The 25,479-nt window shown below is 65.2% G+C and carries 20 protein-coding genes; 9 read left to right on the top strand and 11 right to left on the bottom strand.

Annotation, left to right across the window (positions count from 1 at the left end; translation table 11 throughout):
* Positions 1–53 precede the first annotated feature (53 nt).
* Entirely contained in the window at positions 54–953 is a 900-nt protein-coding gene (locus KBW95_RS06670; protein WP_211526147.1) for a dienelactone hydrolase family protein, read from the bottom strand.
* Positions 954–1,041: 88 nt separating this feature from the next.
* Positions 1,042–2,247, bottom strand: coding sequence for a DUF4382 domain-containing protein (locus KBW95_RS06665; protein ID WP_229429585.1), 1,206 nt, complete (start codon positions 2,245–2,247; stop codon positions 1,042–1,044).
* 272 nt (positions 2,248–2,519) lie between these two features.
* Here KBW95_RS06665 and KBW95_RS06660 point away from each other — a divergent pair, with 272 nt between their 5' ends.
* Both KBW95_RS06660 and KBW95_RS06655 read left to right on the top strand, forming a co-directional pair.
* On the top strand, positions 2,520–4,376 hold the full coding sequence (locus KBW95_RS06660) for an IucA/IucC family siderophore biosynthesis protein (RefSeq protein WP_211526148.1): 1,857 nt from the start codon (positions 2,520–2,522) through the stop codon (positions 4,374–4,376).
* Positions 4,373–5,563 carry an MFS transporter gene (locus tag KBW95_RS06655; protein WP_211526149.1) on the top strand — a complete coding sequence of 397 codons (1,191 nt, stop codon included), beginning with the start codon at positions 4,373–4,375 and terminating at the stop codon, positions 5,561–5,563. The genes KBW95_RS06660 and KBW95_RS06655 overlap by 4 nt, the downstream gene beginning before the upstream one ends.
* A gap of 79 nt (positions 5,564–5,642) precedes the next feature.
* Here KBW95_RS06655 and polA read toward each other — a convergent pair whose 3' ends face one another.
* Positions 5,643–8,417 (bottom strand): DNA polymerase I, encoded by a 2,775-nt coding sequence (gene polA, locus KBW95_RS06650; RefSeq protein WP_211527778.1) that lies wholly within the window; start codon positions 8,415–8,417, stop codon positions 5,643–5,645.
* A gap of 192 nt (positions 8,418–8,609) precedes the next feature.
* Between polA and KBW95_RS06645 the strand changes: the two genes are divergently transcribed.
* From KBW95_RS06645 to KBW95_RS06635, 3 genes are read left to right on the top strand one after another with little or no spacing between them, the layout of a single operon-like run.
* Positions 8,610–9,071 (top strand): hypothetical protein, encoded by a 462-nt coding sequence (locus KBW95_RS06645; RefSeq protein ID WP_211526157.1) that lies wholly within the window; start codon positions 8,610–8,612, stop codon positions 9,069–9,071.
* Positions 9,072–9,127: 56 nt separating this feature from the next.
* A complete protein-coding gene (locus KBW95_RS06640) occupies positions 9,128–10,087 on the top strand; it encodes a homoserine kinase (protein ID WP_211527776.1) in 960 nt (319 codons plus the stop codon).
* Positions 10,084–10,869: a BPSS1780 family membrane protein gene (locus tag KBW95_RS06635; protein ID WP_211526152.1), complete on the top strand. Its 786-nt coding sequence runs from the start codon at positions 10,084–10,086 to the stop codon at positions 10,867–10,869. Before KBW95_RS06640 ends, KBW95_RS06635 begins: the two co-directional genes overlap by 4 nt.
* Positions 10,870–10,958: 89 nt before the next feature.
* Here the strand turns inward: KBW95_RS06635 and KBW95_RS06630 are convergent, their stop codons facing one another.
* Positions 10,959–13,277 (bottom strand): UvrD-helicase domain-containing protein, encoded by a 2,319-nt coding sequence (locus KBW95_RS06630; RefSeq protein ID WP_211526153.1) that lies wholly within the window; start codon positions 13,275–13,277, stop codon positions 10,959–10,961.
* A gap of 115 nt (positions 13,278–13,392) precedes the next feature.
* Positions 13,393–13,797 carry a GFA family protein gene (locus tag KBW95_RS06625; protein WP_211526154.1) on the bottom strand — a complete coding sequence of 135 codons (405 nt, stop codon included), beginning with the start codon at positions 13,795–13,797 and terminating at the stop codon, positions 13,393–13,395.
* A gap of 283 nt (positions 13,798–14,080) precedes the next feature.
* Here KBW95_RS06625 and KBW95_RS06620 point away from each other — a divergent pair, with 283 nt between their 5' ends.
* Entirely contained in the window at positions 14,081–14,626 is a 546-nt protein-coding gene (locus tag KBW95_RS06620) for an SRPBCC family protein (RefSeq protein WP_211526155.1), read from the top strand.
* Positions 14,627–14,709: 83 nt separating this feature from the next.
* Here the strand turns inward: KBW95_RS06620 and KBW95_RS06615 are convergent, their stop codons facing one another.
* Positions 14,710–16,608 carry a M56 family metallopeptidase gene (locus KBW95_RS06615; protein WP_229429584.1) on the bottom strand — a complete coding sequence of 633 codons (1,899 nt, stop codon included), beginning with the start codon at positions 16,606–16,608 and terminating at the stop codon, positions 14,710–14,712.
* Between the two features lie 307 nt (positions 16,609–16,915).
* On the opposite strand from KBW95_RS06615, the gene KBW95_RS06610 reads away from it, so the two are divergent.
* On the top strand, positions 16,916–17,872 hold the full coding sequence (locus tag KBW95_RS06610) for an IS1595 family transposase (protein WP_211527774.1): 957 nt from the start codon (positions 16,916–16,918) through the stop codon (positions 17,870–17,872).
* A 19-nt stretch (positions 17,873–17,891) separates the two neighbouring features.
* On the opposite strand, the gene KBW95_RS06605 is transcribed toward KBW95_RS06610, so the two are convergent.
* Both KBW95_RS06605 and KBW95_RS06600 read right to left on the bottom strand, forming a co-directional pair.
* On the bottom strand, positions 17,892–18,998 hold the full coding sequence (locus KBW95_RS06605; protein WP_211527185.1) for an S-(hydroxymethyl)glutathione dehydrogenase/class III alcohol dehydrogenase: 1,107 nt from the start codon (positions 18,996–18,998) through the stop codon (positions 17,892–17,894).
* Between the two features lie 119 nt (positions 18,999–19,117).
* Entirely contained in the window at positions 19,118–19,756 is a 639-nt protein-coding gene (locus KBW95_RS06600) for an ANTAR domain-containing response regulator (RefSeq protein WP_211527186.1), read from the bottom strand.
* Positions 19,757–20,047: 291 nt separating this feature from the next.
* Here KBW95_RS06600 and KBW95_RS06595 point away from each other — a divergent pair, with 291 nt between their 5' ends.
* Together KBW95_RS06595 and KBW95_RS06590 are read left to right on the top strand one after the other, a co-directional pair.
* A complete protein-coding gene (locus KBW95_RS06595; RefSeq protein WP_211527772.1) occupies positions 20,048–21,613 on the top strand; it encodes a S8 family serine peptidase in 1,566 nt (521 codons plus the stop codon).
* Positions 21,614–21,855: 242 nt separating this feature from the next.
* On the top strand, positions 21,856–23,421 hold the full coding sequence (locus KBW95_RS06590; protein WP_211527770.1) for a S8 family serine peptidase: 1,566 nt from the start codon (positions 21,856–21,858) through the stop codon (positions 23,419–23,421).
* A gap of 133 nt (positions 23,422–23,554) precedes the next feature.
* On the opposite strand, the gene KBW95_RS06585 is transcribed toward KBW95_RS06590, so the two are convergent.
* From KBW95_RS06585 to thiE, 3 genes are read right to left on the bottom strand one after another with little or no spacing between them, the layout of a single operon-like run.
* Positions 23,555–24,067, bottom strand: coding sequence for a GNAT family N-acetyltransferase (locus KBW95_RS06585; protein WP_211525598.1), 513 nt, complete (start codon positions 24,065–24,067; stop codon positions 23,555–23,557).
* Between the two features lie 44 nt (positions 24,068–24,111).
* Positions 24,112–24,822 carry an ion channel gene (locus KBW95_RS06580; RefSeq protein ID WP_211525592.1) on the bottom strand — a complete coding sequence of 237 codons (711 nt, stop codon included), beginning with the start codon at positions 24,820–24,822 and terminating at the stop codon, positions 24,112–24,114.
* A gap of 41 nt (positions 24,823–24,863) precedes the next feature.
* Positions 24,864–25,478, bottom strand: coding sequence for a thiamine phosphate synthase (gene thiE / locus KBW95_RS06575; RefSeq protein ID WP_211527768.1), 615 nt, complete (start codon positions 25,476–25,478; stop codon positions 24,864–24,866).
* Position 25,479 lies beyond the last annotated feature (1 nt).

The raw sequence follows: 25,479 nt of genomic DNA, 5'->3' as shown, positions 1-25,479 counted from the left end.
CGAACAACCGCAAACCGGAGATTGTACCGTCCCCGGCCCGCGGCCGTGCAAGATCAGGCCACGCCGTGGGTGGAGAACCAGTTGAGCGCCTTGCTCCAGCCGTCCTTGGCGTCGGCGGCGTTGAAGCTGGGACGGTAGTCGGCGTTGAAGGCATGTCCCGAATTCGGGTAGACGTGGATCTTCGAACGGCTGTTGCCCGCGTCGAGCGCCTTGCGCATGCGTTCCACCGACTCCAGGGGAATGCCCTGGTCCTTGGCGCCGTACAGGCCCAGCACCGGCGCCTTGAGGTTCTGGGCGATGTCGATCGGATGCCTGGGCTGGTTGGCGGAGGCCTCGCCCACCAGGCGGCCGTACCAGGCCACGCCGGCCTTCACGTTGGGGTTGTGCGCCGCGTACAGCCAGGTGATGCGGCCGCCCCAGCAAAAGCCCGTGATGCCCAGGCGGTCGGTATTGCCGCCGCGCTGCCTGGTCCACTTGACGACCGTGTCGAGGTCGGACATCACTTGGGCGTCCGGCGTCCTGGAGACGATGTCGCGCATCAGGTCGGCGATGTTCGCCACCTTGGTGGCGTCGCCCTGGCGCACGAACAGGTCGGGAGCCACGGCCAGGTAGCCGGCCTTGGCGAAGCGGCGCGTCACGTCCTTGATGTGTTCGTGCACGCCGAAGATTTCGGAGATGACCAGCACCACCGGCAGGTTGGTGCGGTCCTTGGGTTGGGCGCGGTAGACCGGCACATCCTGGCCGTCGATGACGACGATGTGGTCGCCGGCGTCGAGGCCGTCGGTGTCGGTCTTGATCATCGTCTGGGCGACGACGGGCAGCGAGGCGGCGGCGAAACCGCTGCCGACCGCCGCCTTGATAAAGCCGCGGCGGTCGATACCGCGGCGGTCGACACCGTCGCCAAAAGCGCTGGCGCCCACCAGGCTGCTGCCATCGGATACGAGATCTTTCATGCTCACCCCCTTAGTCGGTTGGACAGGCTTGCTAGTTTAGCAAAGACCTCGGGGGCGCACGCTAGAGCCGAAGCTTCTACAGCGTCGCTTACGGCGTCAGGGTGAAATTCACGCCGCTCTGGTTGGCCGCGGTGATGTCCACGGCATCCACGCCCTTGACGGCATAGCCCGTCGCGGCCGCCTCGACGCGGTATTTACCCGGCGTGGTGGCGGTGCTGGCGCTGAAGCTCAGCGGCAGGGTGGCGCTGTAGGTCGCGTATTGGGGCGCGGCCACCGGCAGGTTGGCCAGGGTGTAGGCGCCGGTCGTCAGGTCCGCGCCCTGGTACTTGATGGTCACGGTCGGACCGGACGCGAAGCTCTGCTTGGCCGAGACGTAGGCTGCTTCGCTGCTGGCCGGGGTCATGGTGACGGTGCCGGCGATCGAGCCGGTGTTGCCCGGTGCGAGCACGAGCGGCGCTGCGGCGGTGCTCAGGGCCGTGGTGCTGGTGGTCGAGGCGACCGGCACGGCGGCGATGACGCTGGCGGCGCTGTTGGCGGCGGTCAGCACGACGTCGTAGCTGCCCGGCGCCAGGCGCGACAGGAAGAATTCGCCGGTGGTGGCGTTCGGGGTGGTGGAGCTCACGATCACGCCGTTCTGCTGCGCCGACACCTGTACGCCGCTGCCCAGCACCGCGGTGCTGACGAAGCCCGAGATGCCGTTGATCGCAGCCGGAATGACCTTGACCACGGGCTTGAGCGCATAGCTGCCCTGGCCGCGGGTGACGACCGATTTGCAGGCGTCGAAGTCGAGCACCACGTCGCTCTTCTGGCCGGCGGCCACGTCGAACTGGCCGATCAGCTTGATGCCGCTCTGCATGCCGCTCGGGGTGACCAGCGCCTTCTCGGCGGTGCCGCCGGTCGGCACGACGGTGTTGGCATTAGCGGCGCTGTCGAGCACCAGGCGCAGCTGGGTGTAGCGCCCCGCTTCGAGCGAGGTCTGGCCCAGGGCTTCGAGCACGCCATTGGTCAGGTTCAGCAGGTTGACCTTCTTGGCCGGGCTCAGGGTGATGTCGGTCCAGCCGGTATCCCCTTCCGCCGCGGTGTCGCTGCGGTGCACGCGCACCTTGGAGACCGTCACGTTGACGGCGTCGAAGCCGCAGGCCGGCGCGTCGGTCATCGAGACGGCCAGGGTGCCCATGGTGCTGACCGGCGCGGCCGGAGCCGAGTCGCCGCCTCCGCCGCCACAGGCGACGAGAACGGCGGCGCTGAGAGCGGAGGCGCCCATCAGGGCGAAACGGAATGGGGTCTTGGACATGTTATGCGTACCTTGTGAATCCGCCGGACGTCGACGGTTGAGGCTATCCTAACATTCCAAAAAGCAACTTTTATGTGAGCTAACGCACATTGAAACACTTGCTTACAGTCTTTACAGATAAGCCAAGCATTCTGTTTCATTATTTCCACATGGAAATTTTTGCCCGATTCGCATAAAGCACGGCCGTGCCTTCGAATGCGATTGATAATCATTATCGTTTACGTTATCTTGCCGTCCCGTTAATACAAATGTTAAATGCGAGAAGGCAAACTATGAACGCACTCCTGAAACCGATCTCCGATACGCATGCCGATTCCGACGCTGCTCTGGCGCTGGCGCAGGCCAGCCGCCGCGGTTTGCAGCGCATGCTGCAGGCTTTGTTCCGCGAACACCTGTTGCATCGGGAGCACCTGATCGTCGAAGGCCGGGTGGCCTGGCTCCCGCTCTGGCCGCAGCAAGCCATGCTGCGCTTCGAAGGCTTGCAGCTCGGCCGCATCGGCGATTGCCGGATCGACGGGACAATCGCCTGGTTCCGCAGCGGACAGGGTCCTCAACCCATCACGACCGCCTCCGCCCTGCTCGCCTGCATCGCACCTTCCCTGCCCGGCCAACCCGCGGCGGAGGATGTGCAAAGGCTGGTCCAGGAGCTCGACAACAGCCTGGACAACGACGTGCTGTGCCTGCGCTACAGGCAGTCCTGGGCTCCGCAGCTGGTCGACAGCTTCGGGCCGGTGCACGAGCACTTCATCGCGGCCTTGCGCCTGAGCGGCCACGCCAATCCCGCGCTGCTGCTGGAACAATGGGGCACCCTCGGCCATCCCTGGCATCCCACTTTCAAGACCAAGCTCGGGCTGTCGCAGGAGGAGGTGAAGGCGCTCTCGCCCGAGTTCCAGGCGCAGCTGGACGTGCCGCTGGCGGCGCTGCGCGCAACCCGGGCGCAGGTCGCTTTCGCCGGCGACGAGACGGGCTATCGCACCTGGTTCGCACGCACCTTCCCGCAAGCCTGGGGCCGCTGGGAGAACGCCTTGCGCGCGGCCGGCGAGGAGGCCGCCGCATGGCTGCCCCTGCCCCTGCATCCCTACCAGGCCGCTCGCCAGATCCCGCAGCAGTTCGCCGCCGACATCGCGCGCGGCGACCTGTTGCTGCTGCAGGACGCCGCCATCGCGGCGACGCCCACCATGTCGTTCCGGACCGTCGTTCCCGAGGGCTCGCCGGCGCTGCCGCACATGAAGCTGCCGGTATCGCTGCGCCTGACCAGCGTGCAGCGCACCGTGTCGCCCAAGTCGGCCGTCATGGGCCCGCGCCTGACTCGTTTGCTGCGCACGATCGTCGAGCGCGAAGCCGGCTTCGGCGGCGTGCTCGATATCGTGCACGAAGACGTCGGGGTGCACTACATCGACCCGGACGGCAATGACGACCGGGCGCGCCACCTGGCCATTCTGTACCGCGCCAATCCCATGGCCAAGCGCACGCTGGAGCTGTTCCCGATCCCTGTCGGGAGCCTGTTCGCGGATTCGCCGTTCAGCGGCCGGCCGCTGGTCACCGAGCTGGTGGCGCTGGCTTGCGGCGACGATGCCGCCGGCGCCGTCGCCTTCTTCCGGCGCTATGCCGCGACCGTCCTGGGCGCGACGCTGTCGTCCTATCTGCTGTACGGCATCGCCTTCGAAGCCCACCAGCAGAACAGCTTCATCATGGTGAACGAGCGCTACGAGCCGGTGCAGCTGCTGGCGCGCGACTTCGGCGACCTGCGCGTGCATGGCCCAACATTGCGCGCCGCAGGCCTGACGCTCGAGGCCTACCGCCCCGGCCACACCGTGTACGAGACCGACGAACCCGTGCGCGACAAGCTGCTGCATGCGGTGCTGCTCTGCCACGTCGTGGAGCTGGCGCTGCTGCTGTCGCGCACCTACGGGCATCCGCAGGCCCGCTACTGGGGCGTGTTGCGGCAGGAGGTGGAGCTGGCCTTCGAGCGCTTGCGCGGGCGCGCCGATCCGTCGCGCTGGGAGACCGAGCGCCGCGCCCTGCTCGAAGAAGACTGGCCGGCCAAGTCCTTCCTGCGCATGCGCCTGAGCGATACCTCGGACGACGTCCACGGCACCATGCCGAATCCCTTGAAGACGACGCCATGACACCAGCGCTCCGTTGGCTGTTCGCGATCCAGCTGGTCTCGATGGGCGCGATGGAGATGAGCGGTCCGTTCTGGCCGCTGCATTTCCGCGCGCTGGAAAGCCTGTCGCCTCAGACCCTGGCCTGGGCCAGCGGCATCGCCTACGCCGGGCCGATGGTGACGGCGATGTGCTTCACGCCCTGGTGGGGGCGGTTCGGCGACCGGGTGGGCCACAAGCCGATGATCCTGCGCGCCCTGCTCGCACTGGCGGCGACCCAGTGCTGGATTGCGCTGGCCGACAGCGTGGCGCTCATCCTGTGCATCCGCCTCGTGCAAGGGGCGCTGGCGGGATTCATCGCAGCGGCCCAGGCCTACGGGACGACGCTGGTGTCGAGGCAGGAGCGCGCCATCCTGATGACGCGCTTGCAGGTGGCGACGGCGATCGGCTCGGTCGCCGGGCCGGTGGCTGGCGGCTGGCTGTTCGATGTGCAGGGCTTCCGCACGGTGAACCTGACTGCGGCTGCCGTCTGCCTGGCTTGCGCGGTCGTGGCGGCGTTCGTGCTCCCGGCGGTGTCCGGGTTCCGCTCGGCTCCTGCTGCCGGCAAGGCATCCCAAAGCCCGGTCCTGCACGGTGTGATGGGCGGGCTGTTGTCGGGGATCGTGCTGGTCCAGGCCGGGAAGATGATGCCGCAGAGCTTCTTCGGGCTGTATGCGGACGATGTGCTGCATTTGTCCAGGCAGGCGACCGGCTGGTGCTATGGCGCAACGGCGCTGGGGCTGTGCCTTGCGGCGCCGTTCTGGGGAAAGCGCTTCGACAGGCTGGGGCGCCAGCAGGTGCTGAGGCAGGTGGAGTGGATCTGCTGGGCGTGCGTGGGGATCGTGGCGCTGCAGGCCTTGGCACGCGGGATCGAGCTGGTCCTGCTGGTGCGGCTGATGTGGGGCATCTGCCTGGCGGCGCTACTGCCGGTGTTTTACGGGCTGCTGTCGCGTGAGGCGGGCAGTGGCGAACAGGGAATGGTGCTGGGGGCGGGGAACAGTGCGGCGAAGGCCGGGGCGCTGGTGGGTGCGGGGCTGGGCGGGGTGATGCTGGCCTGGGTGCCGGTGGAGCACATGTTCTGGCCGGTGGCGGGGGTGTATGGCGTTTCCGCCATCGGCATACGCTTGATCCGCAGCCGCCGTCCCGTCGTTCCCGCGAAGGCGGGAACCTAAGTTTACGGCTACTCGACGAACTTAGGTTCCCGCCTGCGCGGGAACGACGGTTTTAGGGTTAGCGGTGATGGAGGCGCTATTAGTGGGCCTCTTCCCAGTTCTTGCCCACGCCCGTCTCTGCAACCAGCGGCACCTTCAGCTCGGCCACGCCCGCCATCAATTCCGGCAGCTTGACCCGCACCAGTTCCAGCTCCGCCTCCGGCACTTCGAGCACCAGTTCGTCATGCACCTGCATGATCATGCGGGTCGCCAGCTTCTCGCTCTCGATCCAGCCCTGCACCGCGATCATGGCCAGCTTGATCAGGTCCGCCGCCGTGCCCTGCATCGGCGCATTAATTGCAGCGCGCTCGGCGCCGGCGCGGCGCGGGCCGTTCGGGGAGTTGATCTCCGGGAGCCACAGGCGGCGGCCGAACACGGTCTCGACGTAGCCGCGCGCCTTGGCCTGCAGGCGGGTCTCGTCCATGTACTGCTTCACGCCCGAGAAGCGCGCGAAGTAGCGGTCGATGTAGCTGGCCGCCGCGCCCCGCTCGATGCCCAGGTTCTGGGCCAGGCCGAAGGCGCTCATGCCGTAGATCAGGCCGAAGTTGATGACCTTGGCGTAGCGGCGCTGCTCGCTCTGCACTTCCTCGGCCGGCACGCCGAAGATCTCGGCCGCGGTGGCGCGGTGGATGTCCTCGCCTTCCGCGAAGGCCTTCAGCATCGCCGCGTCGCCCGAGATGTGCGCCATGATGCGCAGCTCGATCTGCGAGTAGTCGGCCGAGACGATCACGCTGCCCGGCGGCGCCACGAAGGCTTCGCGGATGCGGCGGCCTTCGGCGGTACGCACCGGAATGTTCTGCAGGTTCGGCTCGTTCGAGGACAGACGGCCGGTAATGGCCACCGCCTGCGCATAGTTGGTGTGCACGCGGCCGGTCTTCTGGTTGACCATCTTCGGCAGCTTGTCGGTATAGGTCGACTTCAGCTTGGACATGCCGCGGTGCTCGAGCAGGATCTTCGGCAGCGGGTAATCCTCGGCCAGCTTCTGCAGCACCTCTTCGTCGGTCGAGGGTGCACCGGTGGCGGTCTTCTTGATGACCGGCAGCTGGAGTTTACCGAAGAAGATCTCGCCGATCTGCTTGGGCGAACCCAGGTTGAAGGGGCCGCCGGCCAGCTCGTACGCCTGCTGTTCCAGCTCCTGCAGGCGCTTGCCCAGTTCGGACGACTGCACTTCGAGCAGCGCGCTGTCGATCAGCACGCCGTTGCGCTCGATCTTCTGCAGCACCTCCATGGTCGGCATCTCGATCTCGCGGTAGATGCGGGTGAGGCCGGCGTCGCTTTCGACATGGGGCAGCATGGTCTGGTGCAGGCGCAGCGTGATGTCGGAATCCTCGGCCGCGTATTCGGTGGCGCGGCCCAGCTCGACCTGGTCGAAACAGATCATGTTGGCGCCCTTGCCGCACACGTCGACGAAAGGAATCGTGGTGTAGCCCAGGTGGCGCATGGCCATGGTGTCCATGTCGTGCGGCTTGTGCGACTCGAAGACATAGGACTGCAGCAGGGTGTCGTGCACGATCCCCTTCAGCTTGACGCCGTGGTTCTCGAAGATGTGCATGTCGTACTTCAGATTCTGGCCGAGCTTGGGCTTGTCCGGGTTCTCCAGCCAGGGGCGCATGCGCTCCAGCACGTGCTCGCGCGAGAGCTGGTCCGGCGCGCCGGCGTAACGGTGCGCCACCGGGATATAGGCGCCCTTGCCCGCTTCCACCGACAGCGAGATGCCGACCATCTCGGCCGCCATCGGGTCGAGCGAGGTGGTTTCGGTGTCGACCGAGGTCAGCTCGGCCGCGTCGACCAGGGCCAGCCACTTGTCCAGTTGTTCGTCGGTGAGCACGGTCTCGTACTCGCCCTTGATGATGGCCATGCCCGGCAGGTGGCCGCTGGCGCCTTCCGGCGAATTCAGCGGGGCGCCGCCGGGGCCGGCGCCGCGTGCAGGGGCGACCGCGCCGTCCGCACGTCCGCCGCCGCCCAGGTCGCGCAGCATGGTCTTGAAGCCGTAGCGCTGGAAAAAGTCGCGCAGGGCCTCGGCGTCCTCGGGACGGCCGACCAGGGTTTCCTCGAACGAGATCACGTGCCCGGCCAGGTCGCAGTCGGTCTTCACGGTGATCAGCTCGCGGCCCTTCGGCAGCCATTCGAGCGCCGCGCGCAGGTTCTCGCCGACCGCGCCGGTGATGCTGTGCGCGTTCTCGACCACGCCGTCGAGCGAGCCGTGCAGGGTCAGCCACTTGACCGCGGTCTTGGGGCCGCACTTGTTCACGCCGGGGACGTTGTCGACGGTGTCGCCGATCAGGGTCAGGTAGTCGATGATGCGGTTCGGCGGCACGCCGAACTTGGCGATCACGCCCGCTTCGTCGAGTTTGTCGTTGGTCATGGTGTTGATCAGCATGACCTTGTCGTTGACCAGCTGGGCCAGGTCCTTGTCGCCGGTGGAGATCACGGTGTTCATACCGCGCGCGTAGGCTTGCACGGCCAGGGTGCCGATCACGTCGTCCGCTTCCACGCCCTCGACCATCAGGATCGGCCAGCCCATGTGGCGCACCACTTCGTGGATCGGTTCGATCTGCTTGCCCAGGTCTTCCGGCATCGAGGCGCGCGTGGCCTTGTATTCCGGATAAAGGTCGTCGCGGAAGGTCTTGCCCTTGGCGTCGAACACGCAGGCGATGTAGGCCGCCGGGAAGTCGGCGCGCAGGCGGCGCAGCATGTTGACCATGCCGTGCATGGCGCCGGTCGGGAAGCCGTCCGGGCTGCGCAGGTCGGGCAGCGCGTGGTAGGCGCGATAGAGATAACTGGAACCGTCAACGAGCAGCAGGGTATTGTCCATAGGGCGAAAATCTGGGTGGGGCGAAAGGCGCCAACAGCGGCGCGCCGGGTGTCCGGCATTATCGCAGAATCGGATTGGAGAAAGCACAACTTCCCCGTCGGGGACTTCGTCTCTATATAGGGACAAAACACAGTTTTCACAGGGAAGCGACGCCGTTTGTTAAAATGGACTAAACGACACTAGGTGACCATCATGCTGCGCACATCTTCCCGCTCCGCCCTCCTAACGCTGTGTCTGCTTGCCTCCGGCCTCGCCGCAGCCCAGCAACAGCAGCAACCGCCGAGCCAGGAACCGCCGAAACTCGACCGTATCGAGCCGGGCAGCGACGTGCCGGCCACCACCATTCCGCCGAAAGAACGTACCCGCATCACGGAGAAAAAGCAGAATGGCCAGGTCACCGAGGTGGAAGTGCAAAGCGGCCCCAGCCGCTACATCATGAAGCCCAACGTTCCAGCAGGCAACGCCCAACCAGGCGATGCCCAGAGCAGTGCAATCCGTGCCCCACAATGGCAGGTGATGGAGTTCGATTTTGGCAATCCCAAGAAGCAGGGTGCGACCGAGCAGCCGGTAGCCCCGGCCCCGGCCAAGCCCGGTACGCCGGCCCGCGCCGAAGCGCCGCCCCCGCCCCCGCTCGAACAGACCCGGAAACAATAATCCTGTGCGGCCGCGCGGCGGCCGCCAGCATCACTCACCTGACACTTTGCTAGCACATGGCAGTTTTCACCGCGGTCTCGCTGGATGACCTTACCCAGTGGATCAAGCAATTCGCCCTCGGCCAGGCTCTCCGGCTCGAAGGCATTTCCTCCGGCATCGACAACAGCAACTTCTTCCTGACGACCGAGCAGGGCGAGTATGTATTGACGATTTTCGAGAACCTGAGTTTCGAGCAGCTTCCCTTCTACGTGCAATTGATGCGCCACCTGGCCGAGCGCGGCATCCCGGTGCCGGCCCCCGTTCCCAACCAGGACGGCGAGCTGGTGGTGGCCCTGCACGGCAAGCCGGCCATCATCGTCAGCCGCCTGAGCGGCGCCTCCCAGCTCGATCCGCAGCCGGTGCATTGCGCCGAAGTGGGCCGCATGCTGGCGCGCATGCACCTGGCGGCGCAGGACTTCGCGCTGCAGCAGCCCAACCTGCGCGGCCTGGACTGGGTGAGCGCCACCGCGCCGCAAGTCATGCCCTACCTGAGCGAGACCGAAGCCACGCTGCTGCGCGACGAAGTCGCCTTCCAGCAGGCTTTCGCCGCCGGCGCCACCTATGGCCGCCTGGCGCGCGGGCCGGTGCACGCCGACCTGTTCCGCAACAACGTCATGTTCGAAGGCGAGCGCCTGACCGGCTGCTTCGACTTCTATTTCGCCGGCTGCGACACCTGGCTGTTCGACGTGGCCGTCACCGTCAACGACTGGTGCGTCGAGCTGGCCACGGGCGTGCTGGACGCGGCGCGCGTGCGCGCCCTGCTCGATGCCTACCATGCGGTGCGTCCCTTCACGGCCGACGAACAGGCCGCATGGCAGCCCATGCTGCGCTCGGGCGCCTTGCGATTCTGGCTGTCGCGCCTGTACGATCTGCATATTCCCCGTGCGGCGGAGCTGCTCACGCCGCACGATCCCACCCATTTCGAACGCATCCTGCGCGAACGCATCAACAGCCCCGCGCCTGAACTGCCTACATGAACAAACTGCCTGCACTTACCGGCTGGACCTGGCTCAAGCAAGGCGCCGGCCTGTTTCGCCAACAGCCTGCCGCGCTGACCGCCCTGCTCTTCGCCAACATCCTGATCAGCATCGCCATCAGCGCCATCCCCTTCCTCGGGGGCCTGATCGTTGCGGTGCTGATTCCGTCGTTCTCGATGGCCTTCATGCAGGCCTGCCTGATGATCGAGAACGGCCAGCGGGTCACGCCCGGGGTGCTGCTGACGGGATTCCGCAAACCGGCATTTGCGGCGCTGTGCAAGATCGGCCTGGTCTACCTGGGCATTGGCGTCATCCAGCTGATCCTGGTGCAGACCACGATCGATCCGGAAGCCTTGCAGGAGATGGCGCGCCAGAGCCGCGCCGACGGCCAGCCGGTGATGCTGCCGGCTTCCTTCATGCTGAGCATGTTCCTGACCGTCGTGCTGAGCCTGGCGGGCATGATGGCGATGTGCTTCGCGGGACCGCTCACCTACTGGCAAAAGATGACGGCGGGGAAAGCCGCCTTCTACAGCTTCTTCGCCGTGCTGCGCAGCGCCCGCGTGTTCATCGTGCTGCTGCTGGCCTGGTTCGGTATTTTCTTTGCGATTACGGTGGTGCTGTCGGCGCTGCTGGGTGGAAGCAACCTCATGCGGGTCTTGCTGATGTGGCTGATGTTCCTGTTCATCCTGCTGCTGCAGTGCGCGATGTATGCGGCGTATCGGGAGATTTTTGGGAAGCCGCAGGTGCAGGATGTGGCGGCGAAGGTGGATTTGACCAAGTAAGCGCCGTCACCGCTACACGCCAGGCCCGCCCCCTGTAAACGTCATTCCCGCCACTGGCGGCAATGACGTTTTATAGGTAGTGGTGAAATTTAACGGGACAAGCGTTCCAGCTTCGCCACCGACAGGTCGAGCACCTTCATCCCGGCAGAGCCGAAGTTGATCTGCGCACGCGCCGCGCCCGCACCGCCTTCGATATTCACGATCACACCCTCGCCGAACTTGGCGTGCGATACCGCCTCGCCCACGCGCCAGCCGCTGCCGCCGCCGTTGCTGGACTTCTGGGTGATCTGCTGCGCGATCCGGTTGTCGGTGCCGTTGCGGAATTCCGCATCGTCCCAGGCCGTCGTCGACTTGCGTCCGGCGAACCAGTTGGTCTGCACGCGCGGCGACAGCCACTTGAGCGACTCTTCCGGCAGCTCTTCCAGGAAGCGCGACTTCATGTTGAAGCGCGTCTGGCCGTGCAGCATGCGCTGCTGGGTGAAGCTGATGTACAGGCGCCGGCGCGCGCGCGTGATCGCCACGTACATCAGGCGCCGTTCCTCGTCCAGGCCGTCGGTTTCACGCGCGCTGCTCTCGTGCGGGAACAGGCCCTCTTCCAGGCCGGTGATGAACACCGCGTCGAATTCCAGGCCCTTGGCCGAGTGCACCGTCATCAGCTGCAGCGCGTCCTGGCCCGCTTGCGCCTGGGCGTCGCCCGCTTCCAGCGAAGCGTGGGTCAGGAAGGCCGACAATGGCGACATCACCGTGGGCAGCGGCGCGCCGCCGTCCAGCACTTCGATGCCGTCCTGGTCGAGCAAGGCTTCGCCGGCCTGCGGCGCTGCCGGCGGGCCGAGGTGGGCCGGCGCCTGGACGCCGAAGCCTTCCTCCTGCACGAACTGGGTGGCCGCGTTGACCATCTGCTCCAGGTTCTCGATGCGGTCCGCGCCCTCTTTCTCGTTCTGGTAGTGCTGCAGCAGGCCGCTGCGCTCGAGCACCACGCGCACCAATTCGGGGAGCGCCAGCTGCTGGGTCTCGAAGCGCGCCGATTCGACCAGCTTCACGAAGGCGCCCAGCGAGGAACCGGCCTTGCCGGTCATGTAGGGCACCGCCGCGTACAGCGAAATGCCATAGGTGTCGGCCGCCATCTGCAGCTGCTCGATCGAGCGCACGCCGATGCCGCGCGTCGGGAAGTTCACCACGCGCAGGAAAGCCGAGTCGTTGTGCGGGTTATCCATCAGCTGCAAATAAGCGATGGCGTGCTTGACCTCGGCACGCTGGAAGTAGCGCAGGCCGCCGTACACGGTGTAGGGAAGGCCGGCCGCGAACAGCGCATGTTCGATCACGCGGCTCTGCGCGTTGGAGCGGTACAGGATGGCGATCTCGCTGCGCGGCATGCCGGCCGACATCAGGCTCTTGGCTTCCTCGATGATCCACTGCGCCTCTTCCAGGTCGGACGAGGCTTCGTAGACGCGCACCTGCTCGCCCTGGCCCGCGTCGGTGCGCAGGTTCTTGCCCAGGCGCTTGGCGTTGTTGGCGATCAGGTAGTTGGCGCTGTCGAGGATGTGGCCGTGCGAACGGTAGTTCTGCTCCAGCTTGATCAGGTTCTTGACCTGGAAGTCGCGCTCGAAGGCCGTCATGTTGCCGACGTTCGCGCCGCGGAAGGCATAGATGCTCTGGTCGTCGTCGCCCACGGCGAACAGCGCGCCGCCGCCCGCTTCGCCCTGCCCCGCCAGCAGCTTGAGCAGGTTGTATTGCAGGTCGTTGGTATCCTGGAACTCGTCCACCAGGATATGGCGGAAGCGCATCTGGTAGTGGTGGCGCAGCGGTGCGTTGCGCGCCAGCAGTTCGTAGGAGCGCAGCAGCAGCTCGGCGAAGTCGACCACGCCTTCGCGCTGGCATTGCTGGTCGTAGAGCTCGTACAGCTCGACCATGCGGCGCTCGATCGGATCGTAGGCCTCCATCTGCCCCGCGCGCAGGCCCTGCTCCTTCGCGTTGTTGATGAAATACATCAGGTTCTTGGCCGGGTACTTCTCGTCGTCGACGTTGTGGGCCTTGAGCATGCGCTTGATGAGCGACAGCTGGTCCTGGGAGTCGAGGATCTGGAAAGTCTGGGGCAGCGCCGCGTCGCGGTAGTGCGTGCGCAGCAGGCGGTTGCACAGGCCGTGGAAGGTGCCGATCCACATGCCGCGCGTATTGACGGGCAACATGGCGGACAGGCGGGTCAGCATCTCCTTGGCGGCCTTGTTCGTGAACGTGACCGCCATGATGCCGGCAGGCGACACCTGCCCGGTCTGGATCAGCCAGGCGATGCGCGTGGTCAACACGCGGGTCTTGCCAGAGCCGGCGCCAGCCAGGATCAGCGCACTCTGCTGAGGCAGGGTGACGGCGGCAAGTTGTTCGGGATTGAGGTTATGGAGGAGATTCTGCATCCGGCCATTATACCGTCCGGTGACACGGAGAATCGCCGCTCGATGGGTGATTTCCTTGACGCGCCTTGCCTTTTCGACAGCGTTAAAAGTGCGCCAACGGTGCGCCCCGAGGACACTAGCCCATGCCGGCCGAGCGTGTCGTCGGGTAGGCGGGCAGATCGTCGCACAGCTTCATCCAGCCGAGACGGCTGCGCGCGAAGGTATGGTCGCCGGGCGGCAGTTGTTCAGGATCGTCGAGGGTGGCGGTGGCGATGTCGATTTCCTCAGGCCAGCGGCTGTCGTGGAAGCTCAGCGTGGTGCCGCAGGACGGGCAGAAGCCGCGCTCGATGCCGGCGCTGGAAGAGAAACGCGTGGGCGTACCGGTCCAGTGCAGATCGGCAAACTTGACGCTGAACCAGGCCAGCGCGGGCGCGCCGGATACCCTGCGGCAATCGGTGCAATGGCACAAGGTACTGTTGAAAGGTTTGCCGTTCGCAACGTAGCGTACGGCGCCGCAATAACATCCGCCTCGCAAGCTCATGCGTTCTCCTTGCCGAGAAAAAACAGCTCGACGAATCGAGCTCATCTATATGAAGCGCGGCCAGCGGACCCCAGCCTTTCGCGCGCCGCCTGATTGTCTTTTCGCTTATTTTAAATGGAAGGTTTGCGACGAATCGCAACAATTCGCGCAACGGATCGCGTGGCCTGCCTTATCAACACCAAGGTCGTTTTTGAAGCCGAAGCCGGCTGACCGCATGCCTATCGGTATGGGCCACATCGTGGATGCATGCGGCGCCGCTTCTTGCCCTTAAGGAGATCAGAAAATGCTGAATCGCGTGGTTACTGTCGCCGCCCTCGCTGTGGGTGGCATGATGCTGTCGAAGCAACTGAAGAAAAACAAGGGCTATGGCGCCAGCTCGTCGATCGTCGAAACGATCGAAGTGAACGTGCCTGTCCGCACCGCCTATAACCAGTGGACCCAGTTCGAAGATTTCCCACAATTCATGAAGAGCGTGAAGGAAATCCGCCAGCTGGACGACAAGCACCTGCACTGGCGCGCGAACGTGGCCGGCGAAGAGAAGGAATGGGATGCCGAAATCACCGAGCAGATCCCGGACCAGCGCATCGCATGGCGCAGCGTCACCGGCGTGAAGAACGGCGGCGTGGTGACCTTCCACAAGATCTCGGACACCTGCACCCGCATCGCGCTGCAGATGGACTACGAGCCGGAAGGTGCGATGGAGGCGATCGGCGACGCCTTCGGCGCGGTGCGCATGGAAGCGCGCGCCAACCTGTCGAACTTCAAGGAGCTGCTGGAGAAGCGCGGGTCGGAGACTGGCGCCTGGCGTGGGAAGATCAGCCAGCACTGATTCGCTTGCCTGCTGATGAAAAACGCCACCTTCATGGTGGCGTTTTTTTCTGATGGCCACTCAGGCATGCAGACCCAGGCCCGTTATTTTGCCCCCACCGATGTTCCGATCACGCTTGCATCACCCACCAGGACCTGCGGCTTGATGACCCAGCCTTCTCCGGTACGCGCGCTATCCGGCCGCTGTGCGGCGGCAGGAACAGGCTTCGCCAGGCCCCTTTCCTTTGCGTCACGAATCAGGCCACGCACGGTCTGGTCCGCCGCCTTGCTCTCGCGTTCCATCTCCTTGCCGAGCGTCCCCATGCGCTTGCCCAGGGCGTCCATCGGCTTGCCCGCTTCCTTCATCTGGTCGCCCAGCGCTTCCATCTCGGCATGGGCCTTGCGCATCTGCGGCGAATTGTAGGCCTGCTCCATGCGTTTGCCAGCCTGTTCCATGCGCTTGCCCGTCTCTTCCATGCGGCGCTCGATGCGCTCGCGCTCGTCATCGTCGCGGGCGCCGGCCAGTTCGCGGCCAAGGTTTTCCATCTGCTCGCCCAGCGCCCGCATGCCGTCTTCGATCTCGCGCAGCTCGCCCTTGTTGGCGACCGGCTTGAAGCCGCTCGAGGCCTCCTCCATCCGGTGTCCCAGCGCTTCCATCTTCTTGCCGTGCTTGTCCATCTCCTTGCCGTAGACATCCATCTGCTTGCCCAGGCGATCCACCGGCGCCCAGGCCGCATTGACCTTGGCCATCAGCTCGCGGTCCTGGATATAGTACGAGCGGCCGTTCTCGCGGAACCAGACGAACTCGCCGTCGATCGCCTTTCGCGCCGCCTTGACGTCGTCCCAGTCGTCGCTGCTGCCGCTGATGTTGAAGCCGCCTTCCTTGGCGCGCACCACGGCATAGGGTTCGCCGCGGGCGGCTTCGCGGACCACGCGGGGTTCGCGGCGTTCCGACCTGGCCTCTTGAGCGGACTCCTGGGTAGCCTGGGGCGCGGCATGGGCCGGGGCGGTCCAGGAATACAGCGCGGCGCAGGTGGCCAGGCCAAGGATGGGAAGGGCCAGTTTCCAGTTGAGCGGTTCGGCTTCAGGACGAACCAGGCGTTTGATGCGAGACATGAGATCTCCTCCGTGTGCCCCTGGGGCAAGTTGCGGGGTGAACTGGAACAAGTCCAGTTCGGACAATGCAAGTGCCAGGCGCCGCGGTTCGCCGAGCTCGCTTGCGGCTAAATCATCTGCAATCTGTTCGCGCTCGCTGCGGATCCGCTGCGACAGCCACCACACCGCCGGGTGGTAGAACAGCAGGATCTCGATCGCGCTTTGAATCAGGTTTACGAGGTAGTCGAAGCGCCGTACATGGGCCAGCTCGTGCGCCAGCAGCGCTTCCAGCAAATGCGGCGGCATGCCCGTCGCCAGGGACGCCGGCACCAGCACCACCGGGCGCCACCAGCCGGCCGTCACCGGGCTGCTGAGGTCGTCGACCAGGCCCAGGGTGACGCGGCGCGCGATGCCGAAGCGCCGCGCCAGCTCGTCCAGCCGGGCCTGCCAATACGGGTCGCCACGGTAGTGGCCGGGCTGGCTGCGCCGGCGCACCCAGAGCAGGCCGAAGGCCATGCGCAGCGCCAGCAGCCCTGCCCCGCAGGCCCAGAACAGCACCACCAGAGGCAGCCGCGCCTGCAGCGCGCTTTCCCAGCCGGCCACCCGTTCCGGGTCGAGCGCCACTACCGGCGCCTGCTGCGCGGACACGTCGGCCATGGCCAGGGTCGCCAGCGGCAGCATGGTCGTCGTGGTGTCGGCATCGAGGATGCGCTGCACCGTGCCGGCCAGCGGCAGCGCGGCGCACAGCAGCAGGGCCGCGCAGGCCACCGCATAGCGCGCCTGCGGACGGGCGCCGCGCATCATCATCATCACGATGGCCGCCACCCAGGCCACCAGCAGGCCTTGCCAGACAAAATCCAGCAAGGCCCAGGCCAGGCTGCTCGCCACCACCGCCAGCATCTCGCTCATCGCTTCTCCTTCACGTTGAAACTAGAATAATTTGTCTAGATTCTTTTGTCTAGAACTTTTTTTCTACATCGAGGCGTGCGAAGCCGCCCATGGATGCACTGTAGGGATGCGGGCGTACGGACGCCATTGCGGTGCGACAGACCGTCGAAAATGCGGAACAGAGCGGAAGGAAGCGGCCTGCGCGGGAAACGCTGCGCAGGCCGAGGGGGAAGGAATTGGCGCTGTCCGCGTTAAGTGTAGAAATTGAACTGCCGAGTTCCGTCCTTGTCCAAGTGTCGTTAATCGACGTCGACGGCGGAGGGTGGAAATGGAAGGCAGGCGATTCACGAAGTGGTTGCGGCAACTGCCGCTGCTGTCCAAAAATCAGCGCGGCAGACTCCTGGAGATACTGACGCCGGCGCTCGGACTAGACCGGCTCTGCGAAGCGATCGAAGGAATGGACGGGCCGGCGCCCTGCTGCCCAGCGTGCAAGGCCGAGCGGCCGTATCGGCATGGCCGGAACCGCGGCCTGCAGCGCTATCGATGCCGCGCGTGCGGCAAAACCTTTACTGCCCTGAGCGGCACGCCGCTGTCGCGCCTGCGCCATCGCGCCAAATGGCTCGATTACCTCGACAAGATGCTGGACGCCAACAGCGTCCGCGCGGCGGCCAAGGCAGTCGGCGTGCACCGGAACACGAGCTTTCGCTGGCGTCACCGCTTCCTGGAGCTTGCCAAACACGACAGGCCGCAGCGCCTGAACGGCATTGCCGAAGCCGACGAGCTGTTCCTGCTCGAATCGCAAAAGGGCTCGCGCCAGCTGAACCGCCCGGCGCGCCGGCGCGGTGGGGTGGCCTCCACGCGCGGCATCTCGCACGAGCATGTTTGCGTCCTCGTTGCCCGCGACCGCACCGGGCAAACACACGATTTCATCACCGGCCGGGGCGCGGTGACGAAGAAGCAGTTGTTCCGGCATCTACTGCCCGTGCTCGATCCGGACGTGCTGCTGGTGACCGATGCGCATGCCGCCTACCGGGCCTTCGCGCGCGAAGCCGGCATTTCTCACGAATGCGTCAACCTGCGCGCCGGCGAGCGCGTACGCGGAGCGATCCATGTACAAAACGTGAACGCCTACCACCGACGCTTCCGGCAATGGCTGGCGCGCTTTCACGGCGTCGCCTCGCGTTACCTGCCGAACTACCTGGGCTGGCAATGGGCGCTGGACGGCGCGCGCATCGCTTCGCCTGAGCGATTCCTACGAGCGGCGATGGGCCTCTTCCACACGTAACAGCGACAGCGCCAAGGAGTTAGAAGACGACGACCGAGCGGATCGACTCGCCCGATTTCATCAGGTCGAAGCCTTCGTTGATGCGCTCGAGCGGCAGGTGGTGGGTGATCAGGTCGTCGATATTGATCTTGTTTTCCATGTACCAGTCGACGATGCGCGGCACGTCGGTGCGTCCGCGCGCGCCGCCGAAGGCCGATCCCTTCCACACGCGCCCGGTGACCAGCTGGAACGGCCGGGTCGAGATTTCCTGCCCGGCGGCCGCCACGCCGATGATGATCGACTGGCCCCAGCCCTTGTGGCAGCACTCCAGTGCCTGGCGCATGGTGTTGACGTTGCCCACGCACTCGAAGCTGTAGTCCGCGCCGCCATCGGTCAGCTGGACGATGCTGTCGACCACGTTCTCGACCTTGGTCGGGTTGATGAAGTGGGTCATGCCGAACTTGCGCGCCATGGCTTCGCGTTCCGGGTTCAGGTCTACGCCGATGATCTTGTCGGCGCCGACCATCTTGGCCGCCTGGATCACGTTCAGGCCGATGCCGCCCAGGCCGAACACGACCACGTTGGCGCCCGCCTCCACCTTGGCGGTGAAGATCACGGCGCCGATGCCGGTGGTCACGCCGCAGCCGATGTAGCAGATCTTGTCGAAAGGCGCGTCCGAGCGCACCTTGGCCAGCGCGATTTCAGGAACCACGATGTAGTTCGAGAAGGTCGACGTGCCCATGTAGTGGTAGATCGGCTTGCCGTCCAGCGAAAAGCGGGAGGTCGCGTCCGGCATCAGGCCGCGGCCCTGGGTGGAGCGGATGGCCTGGCACAAATTGGTCTTCTGCGACAGGCAGAACTTGCACTGGCGGCATTCGGGCGTGTAGAGCGGAATGACGTGGTCGTCCTTGCGCAGGCTGGTCACGCCGGGGCCGACATCGACCACCACGCCCGCCCCCTCATGGCCGAGGATGGCCGGGAAAATGCCTTCCGGATCGGCACCCGACAAGGTGTAGTAGTCGGTGTGGCAAATGCCCGTGGCCTTGACTTCGACCAGCACTTCGCCCGCCTTCGGACCTTCGAGCTCGACTTCCTCGATCGTCAGCGGATGGCCCGCCTTCCATGCAATTGCTGCCTTGGTTTTCATGTTCTCTTCCTGTGACTCAAGAATGGATGAGCGGTCCGACTTGTCGAACCATAAAGTTGGACATGATAACAAGGCTGGCGCACGCGCGTGCGCCGCATAGCTGGAAAGAAAGCCTGTATTTACCGGGCGCGCAGCCGTTCGGCGATGGCGCCGTGCAGGGTGTTCATGGTTTCCTCGGCGCTCAGAATCTGCTCGGCGACCTCGCTCAGCTTGCGCCGCTGCGAACGGGCCTGGTCGCGCAGCACGTCGAAGGCGAGCTGGCGGTCGATGTGGAAACGCGCCATCAGCACGCCGACGGCGATGCTGGTCTCGCGCCCGGCCGCCAGGGCCGACGTCAGGCTGGCTTCGCTGCGGCGCAGGCGCCGGATGTCGTCGCCGCGCGCCAGCGCCGCTTCGAAGGCGGCCAGCAGGCGCGGCGCATCGACCGGCTTGACGACATAGCCGACCGCGCCCGCCTCTGCCGCCGCGCGTGCAGAATCGGCATCGTCGTTGGCGGACAGGAACAGGAAGGGAATATCGGTTTCTTCGCGCAGCAGGCGCGCCAGCTCCAGCCCCGACATGCCGGGCATGGCGATGTCGAGCATGGCCAAGGCCACATCGCGCCCGCGCTCTTCAATCGCGCGCAGCGCCTGGGCCGAGGTGCCGGCCTCAATTGTGTCGTAACCGGCGTGGCGCAACACCTCGCCAAGGTACTCGCGCAGCAAGGTGTCGTCGTCGACGATCAGGACCAGGCGACGCACCACGGCCGGGGTTTCCATGCTTGTTCTCCTATGAAAAACAGACGGCCATGCGGCGCTGCGGCCAGCCGGCGCCGTCTAAAAATGGTGCTTGAGAAAAAGAATAGCATGCAGCACAAATCTTGCGCGGAATCAACAGTGCGTTACATAGTTGTTACATTTCGTGTACACACAATTGAAATGTTGATTGCATATACAGAACTTTTCCAAATACACTGGATTTACCACATGTGCATATTTACAAGTGTGGAGACATCGTCCGTGGCCACGAGCTGCGGGCTTAAACAATAAGTATCAATACGGAGAAGATTCATGGTAAGTAAAGACACTCGCGCATCGAAGTCCCTTAGCATCTGCCTCACCGCTCTGATCGCAGCCGGCGTTTTCGGCAGCGCCCAGGCAGCAGCGCCTGATACCACCCGCGTCATCGTGGCCTTCAAGCCGGGCGCAGCCGCCAAGATGAAATCGGCTGTTGCCGCCGCCAAAGGTTCCGTCAAGCACGAAATCTTCGGCATGAACGCCATGGCCATCGAAGTTCCGGCCGTGGCGCTGAAAGGCCTGGAAAACAATCCGAACGTCGAGTACATCGAAGAAGACGTGGTGCGCAAGCCCTTCGCCCTGACCAGCCCATCGACCGGCACCCCGTACACGCTCGGCCAGCAAGTTCCGTACGGTATCAAGCAAGTGCAAGCCGACCTGCTGTCGGATGCCAACACCGGCAACCGCAAGGTCTGCATCATCGACTCGGGCTACGACCGCAACCATGAAGACCTCTCCGCCAACAGCGTCACCGGCGAATACGATGCCGGCACCGGCTGGTGGTACACCGACGAAAACCACCACGGCACCCACGTGGCCGGCACCATCGCCGCCGTCAACAACAGCGGCGTCGGCGTGGTCGGCGTCAACTCGAACAAGCTGCTGAAACTGCACATCGTCAAGGTGTTCGGCGCCGACGGCTGGGCTTACTCCTCGACCCTGGCTTCGGCCGCCAACAAGTGCGGCGCAGCAGGCGCCAACGTGATCTCGATGTCGCTGGGCGGCGGCCGCGCCAGCATGACCGAGCAGAAAGCCTTCGACAGCCTTTACTCGAAGGGCGTGCTGAACATTGCCGCTGCCGGCAACGACGGCAACACCGTGATCTCCTACCCGGCTGGCTACAGCAGCGTGGTGATGGTCGGCGCGGTCGACGAGAACAAGCAGTGGGCCACCTTCTCGCAGTACAACAGCAAGGTCGAACTGGCCGGTCCTGGCGTCGGCGTGCTGTCGACCGTCCCGATGGGCGGCGGCACCGAAGGCGTCCTGACGGTCGGCGGCGTCAACTACGCTCCCGGTTCGATGGAAGGCTCGCCGGTCACCACCGCGACCGCTGCGCTGGCCGACTTCGGCATCGGCGACGCCGTCAACACTGCTGTCTCCGGCAAGGTCTGCCTGATCGCACGCGGCACCGTGGACTTCGCGACCAAGGTCTCGAACTGCCAGGCCAGCGGCGGCGTCGGCGCCATCGTGTACAACAACGTGGCAGGCGCCTTCGGCGGCACCCTGGGCACCACCGTCACCAACATCCCGTCGGTCACCGCGACCGACACCGATGGCGCGGCGATGAAAGGCCAGCTCGGCCAGAGCGCAACCGTGGGCGTGAAGGCGACCAACTACGCCTACTACGACGGCACCTCGATGGCGACCCCGCACGTATCGGCAGTCGCTGCCCTCGTGTGGAGCTACTTCCCGACCTGTACCGCCGCTCAGATGCGCACTTCGCTGATCAACAGCGCGCAAGATCTGGGCACCGCCGGCCGCGACACCAAGTACGGCTACGGCCTGGTGCAGGCAAAAGCTGCCTATGATCGCATCAAGTCGCTGGGCTGCGGCAAGTAATTCTGCCCGTAGTGAATAAAGAAGGACGCTACGGCGTCCTTCTTTATTGGCAACTCATGTCCTGGAAGAACAATGTTGTCCTGATGAGTCTGTTTTCATCCACACGATTGATGAGTTGTTTGCTTAGGTAGAAGTTTTCGAAATACACTGGACTGATCACATGTGTACACATGTGTGTGGAGACAACGATCCCCCGCGGCCCTTTGCCCGGATAACCATAAGTATTCTTACGGAGAAGATTCATGGCACGTCAAGTCACTCGCGCATCGAAATCCCTCAGCATCTGCCTCACCGCCCTGATCGCAGCCGGCGTTTTCGGCGGCGCCCAGGCAGCAACTCCTGATACCACCCGCGTCATCGTGGCCTTCAAACCAGGCGCAGCCGCCAAGATGAAATCGGCTGTTGCCGCCGCCAAAGGTTCCGTCAAGCACGAAATCTTCGGCATGAACGCCATGGCCATCGAAGTGCCGAACGTGGCGCTGAAAGGCCTGGAAAACAATCCGAACGTCGAGTACATCGAAGAAGACGTGGTGCGCAAGCCCTTCGCCCTGACCAGCCCATCGACCGGCACCCCGTACACGCTCGGCCAGCAAGTTCCGTACGGTATCAAGCAAGTGCAAGCCGACCTGCTGTCGGATGCCAACACCGGCAACCGCAAGGTCTGCATCATCGACTCGGGCTACGACCGCAACCATGAAGACCTCTCCGCCAACAGCGTCACCGGCGAATACGATGCCGGCACCGGCTGGTGGTACACCGACGAAAACCACCACGGCACCCACGTGGCCGGCACCATCGCCGCCGTCAACAACAGCGGCGTCGGCGTGGTCGGCGTCAACTCGAACAAGCTGCTGAAACTGCACATCGTCAAGGTGTTCGGCGCCGACGGCTGGGCTTACTCCTCGACCCTGGCTTCGGCCGCCAACAAGTGCGGCGCAGCAGGCGCCAACGTGATCTCGATGTCGCTGGGCGGCGGACGGGCAAGCAAGACCGAGCAGCGCGCCTTCGACAGCCTGTACTCGAAGGGCGTGCTGAACGTCGCCGCCGCCGGCAACGACGGCAACACCGTGATCTCCTACCCGGCTGGCTACAGCAGTGTGGTGATGGTCGGCGCGGTCGACGAGAACAAGGCCTGGGCCACCTTCTCGCAGTACAACAGCAAGGTCGAACTCGCCGGTCCTGGCGTCGGCGTGCTGTCGACCGTCCCGATGGGCGGCGGCACCGAAGGCGTCCTGACCGTGGGCGGCGTCAACTACACCGCAGGCTCGATGGAAGGTTCGCCGGTCGCCACCGCGACCGCTGCGCTGGCCGACTTCGGCCTGGGCGACGCCATCAACACCAACGTGTCCGGCAAGGTCTGCCTGATCCAGCGCGGCAACATCGACTTCGCGGTCAAGGTCTCGAACTGCGAAAAGAGCGGCGGCGTCGGCGCCATCGTGTACAACAACGTAGCGGGCAGCTTCGGCGGCACCCTGGGCACCACCGTGACCAAGATCCCGTCGGTCACTGCGAGCGACACCGACGGCGCGGCAATGAAGGGCCAGCTGGGCCAGAGCGCAACCGTGGGCGTGAAGAAGACCAACTACGCTTACTACGACGGCACCTCGATGGCGACCCCGCACGTGTCGGCAGTCGCTGCCCTGGTGTGGAGCTACTTCCCGACCTGCACCAGCGCACAGATGCGCGCTTCGCTGACCAAGTCCGCACAGGACCTGGGCACCGCCGGCCGCGACACCAAGTACGGCTACGGCCTGGTCCAGGCGAAGGCTGCCTACGACCGCATCAAGGCCCTGGGCTGCGGTAACTAATCCGGCTCTTCGAGCAGGACAAAAAGGACGCTTCGGCGTCCTTTTTTTTTGTGGTGCGCTTAGAAACTTGGGTTCCGGCCGAGGGGGACGCCGAGTCCCCCTTGGCCGGAACCTAAGTTCTACATGCAAACCGCTACAGCAAATCCAACCACATCCTCTGCTCAACCAGCTCCGACCCCGGCCGCATCGGCTCGCGCACCCCGACATCCCGGAACCCTGCGTTCTCGTACAAACGCAGAGCTGCAGCATTCCCGCACTCGACACCCAGCCGCATCGCCCGCGCACCGCGTGCCCTGGCCCAGGCAATCGCCTCATCCAGCAAAGCCGCCGCCACGCGCCGTCCGCGCGCCTCCGGCGCCACCCACATCTGGAACAGGTTGACGAGCAAGGGATCCTCGCCATCCACCTTGGCCCAGGTCAGCCCGACCAGCTGCCCGTCGAGCTCCGCCGCCAGCGGACAATCGATGCCCGACACCTCGGAACGCGCCAGCCGTCCGGACCAGGTATCGTCGGGATAGGCCTGCTCCGCCTCCAGCGTGCTGCCGAAGGCGTCCGGCGCATCGCCCAGCGAGCGCAGGCGGATCGCGCGATAGGCCGGCCATTCGTGGGCCTGGAAGCGGCGAATGAGTAGCGATGCGGTGGGCATGTCCACGGGAAGCCTTCTAAGAATGGAAAATCCCATTCTATCCGTCAATCCTGGTCCCAGGTGTCGTCCGCGTCCCTACCCCGGCGGCGCGCAACCTTGCTGGTCGTCGTGAAACCGATCAGGCGCGCCACCACCGCCGCCAGGTACATCAGCCCGACCAGCATCTCGACGCTGGCCAGCGCCCTTGCGTGCGGCGTGAGAGGAATCACGTCGCCGATGCCGGTACTCGACAGCAGCGCGAAGCTCAGGTAATTCAATTCGGTCCAGGTGCGCGGCGCCGCGGCGTTGACGGCGGCAGCGTAGGTGCCCGGCTGCAGCTCCTGCACCAAAATGTAGAGGTGGGTGAAGCCCCAGGCCAGCAAGGTGAAGGTGGCGGCTGCCGCGAACAGTTCGTCGGTGGTGGCGCGCTGGTCCTCCATCATGTAGGCCACCAGGCTCCCGGCCGCATACAGGTAAAACAAGGCCTCGAGGCCGGACGACCAGCGCAGCAGTCCAGGCATGTCGAACAGCGACTGCAGCACCAGCAAGATGATGATCGGCACGGCCAGCGCCACGCTGATCCCGGTTTCGCCCGGCGTGCGGCGCACCATGCGGATCGTAAACGCCAGCACCAGGATGCCGAAGGCATTGAAGGCCACGTGGCTATCGGGCGAAGGCTCGATGAAGGGATACAGCAGCATCCCGGTCAGCTGGACCATGAGCAGGATCGCGGACGGATGATGCCGGGTATGGATGAACAGGCGCGTGAGTCGCATGGCTTTGTACAGGCGAAAGTCTCGATGCGCCTATTGTAGGTTCAGCGCGCCTCGAACAGGAGTCCGAATGCGCGTACGGCCGCGGCGGGATCGTCGGCCCCGTACACGCTGGTGATCGCCGCCACCATGTCGGCCCCGAGCGCCACCAGCGGCGCGGCGTTGGCGGGCGTCATGCCGCCGATGACCACGATGGGCACACCGATCTTTTCGCGCGCACGGTCGAGCAGCTCGGGCGGGGTCACGAAGCTGTATTTCTTGACCGGCGAAGGATAGAAACCGCCGAAGGCCACGTAGCTGGCGCCCGCATCCTGGGCCGACAGCGCCAGGTCCAGCTCGCCGTAGCAGGAAGCGCCGACGATCTTGTCCTTGCCCAGCAGCGCACGCGCCTGCGCCACCGCCATGTCGGTGTGGCCGACGTGCACGCCGTCGGCATCGATATCGCGGCAGAGGTCGAGGTGGTCGTTGACGACCAGCTGCCGGCCGCGCCGGCGGCACAGCGCCAGCAGGGCTTGCGCCTGCTCCGCGCGCAACGCCGCGCTGGCGTCCTTGTGCCGGTACTGGACCAGCGCGGCGCCTGCGGCCAGCGCGCTGTCGGTGAGGGCGAGCAGGCGCTCGGTGTCGTCCCAGTTGGGCGTGACCAAATATAAGCCTCGCATA

This window comes from Massilia sp. ZL223, from assembly GCF_018119395.1.
Taxonomy (GTDB): domain Bacteria; phylum Pseudomonadota; class Gammaproteobacteria; order Burkholderiales; family Burkholderiaceae_D; genus Telluria.
The sequence above is the reverse complement of the archived record's forward strand: the minus strand, read 5'-3'. Positions and strand labels throughout refer to the sequence as shown.

Excerpts from the sequence above, each read along its gene's own strand:
- KBW95_RS06660 (WP_211526148.1), top strand. The coding sequence starts at position 2,520 with ATGAACGCACTCCTGAAACCGATCTCCGATACGCATGCCGATTCCGAC.
- KBW95_RS06585 (WP_211525598.1), bottom strand. The coding sequence starts at position 24,067 with ATGCCCACCGCATCGCTACTCATTCGCCGCTTCCAGGCCCACGAATGG.
- KBW95_RS06610 (WP_211527774.1), top strand. The coding sequence starts at position 16,916 with ATGGAAGGCAGGCGATTCACGAAGTGGTTGCGGCAACTGCCGCTGCTG.
- polA (WP_211527778.1), bottom strand. The coding sequence starts at position 8,417 with ATGGACAATACCCTGCTGCTCGTTGACGGTTCCAGTTATCTCTATCGC.
- KBW95_RS06630 (WP_211526153.1), bottom strand. The coding sequence starts at position 13,277 with ATGCAGAATCTCCTCCATAACCTCAATCCCGAACAACTTGCCGCCGTC.
- thiE (WP_211527768.1), bottom strand. The coding sequence starts at position 25,478 with ATGCGAGGCTTATATTTGGTCACGCCCAACTGGGACGACACCGAGCGC.
- KBW95_RS06605 (WP_211527185.1), bottom strand. The coding sequence starts at position 18,998 with ATGAAAACCAAGGCAGCAATTGCATGGAAGGCGGGCCATCCGCTGACG.
- KBW95_RS06580 (WP_211525592.1), bottom strand. The coding sequence starts at position 24,822 with ATGCGACTCACGCGCCTGTTCATCCATACCCGGCATCATCCGTCCGCG.
- KBW95_RS06670 (WP_211526147.1), bottom strand. The coding sequence starts at position 953 with ATGAAAGATCTCGTATCCGATGGCAGCAGCCTGGTGGGCGCCAGCGCT.
- KBW95_RS06625 (WP_211526154.1), bottom strand. The coding sequence starts at position 13,797 with ATGAGCTTGCGAGGCGGATGTTATTGCGGCGCCGTACGCTACGTTGCG.
- KBW95_RS06645 (WP_211526157.1), top strand. The coding sequence starts at position 8,610 with ATGCTGCGCACATCTTCCCGCTCCGCCCTCCTAACGCTGTGTCTGCTT.
- KBW95_RS06655 (WP_211526149.1), top strand. The coding sequence starts at position 4,373 with ATGACACCAGCGCTCCGTTGGCTGTTCGCGATCCAGCTGGTCTCGATG.
- KBW95_RS06590 (WP_211527770.1), top strand. The coding sequence starts at position 21,856 with ATGGCACGTCAAGTCACTCGCGCATCGAAATCCCTCAGCATCTGCCTC.
- KBW95_RS06615 (WP_229429584.1), bottom strand. The coding sequence starts at position 16,608 with ATGAGCGAGATGCTGGCGGTGGTGGCGAGCAGCCTGGCCTGGGCCTTG.
- KBW95_RS06640 (WP_211527776.1), top strand. The coding sequence starts at position 9,128 with ATGGCAGTTTTCACCGCGGTCTCGCTGGATGACCTTACCCAGTGGATC.
- KBW95_RS06635 (WP_211526152.1), top strand. The coding sequence starts at position 10,084 with ATGAACAAACTGCCTGCACTTACCGGCTGGACCTGGCTCAAGCAAGGC.
- KBW95_RS06595 (WP_211527772.1), top strand. The coding sequence starts at position 20,048 with ATGGTAAGTAAAGACACTCGCGCATCGAAGTCCCTTAGCATCTGCCTC.
- KBW95_RS06600 (WP_211527186.1), bottom strand. The coding sequence starts at position 19,756 with ATGGAAACCCCGGCCGTGGTGCGTCGCCTGGTCCTGATCGTCGACGAC.
- KBW95_RS06620 (WP_211526155.1), top strand. The coding sequence starts at position 14,081 with ATGCTGAATCGCGTGGTTACTGTCGCCGCCCTCGCTGTGGGTGGCATG.
- KBW95_RS06665 (WP_229429585.1), bottom strand. The coding sequence starts at position 2,247 with ATGTCCAAGACCCCATTCCGTTTCGCCCTGATGGGCGCCTCCGCTCTC.